Here is a 651-nt window from a genome sequence, read left to right on the forward strand (position 1 = left end):
AATACGTTTAATACATTGAAGCCTTATTTTGGGGCGCAAACGGGGCAGGCGTTTACGTCCGGACTGAAAGGGCTGGTGCGCGTGTCGGGGGATATGCACCCGCTATATGGCTATGGATTAAGCGTTTGCGAGATAGACCCAAGTTACACGCTGGGCGATATGCAGCAACGCCGCCGACAAATCATCGCCCAACTGCAGCAGGAAGGTATTTTGACGCTCAACAAGGAACTTCCGATGCCCGCCTTGCCGCAGCGTATCGCCGTCATAACGTCCAAAACGGCAGCCGGTTATGAAGATTTTATGAATCATCTGCTCAATAATCAACGGGGTTTTGTGTTTTATCCGGTCGTTTTTTCGGCGGTGATGCAGGGCGAGCAAACGGCACCGTCCGTCATCGAAGCCCTGAACCGCATTTATGCACATATTGAGGCGTTTGATGCCGTTGTGATTATTCGGGGCGGCGGTGCAACCTCCGATTTAGCTTCGTTCGACAGTTACGAATTGGCTGCCAACTGCGCCCAATTTCCGTTGCCAATCATCACCGGCATCGGGCACGAGCGCGACGACACCGTGCTGGACTTCATTTCCAACCACCGCGCCAAAAACCCCCACCGCAGTAGCCGATTATTTAGTGGGCAAAATGGAGGAAAC

1 pseudogene is annotated in these 651 nt (G+C 53.0%); it reads left to right on the forward strand.

What is annotated here, in order from left to right:
- A pseudogene (gene xseA / locus ASC50_RS02915) lies at positions 1–651 on the forward strand (exodeoxyribonuclease VII large subunit); the annotation flags it as partial.

The sequence above is a fragment of the Candidatus Symbiothrix dinenymphae genome, assembly GCF_001431085.1.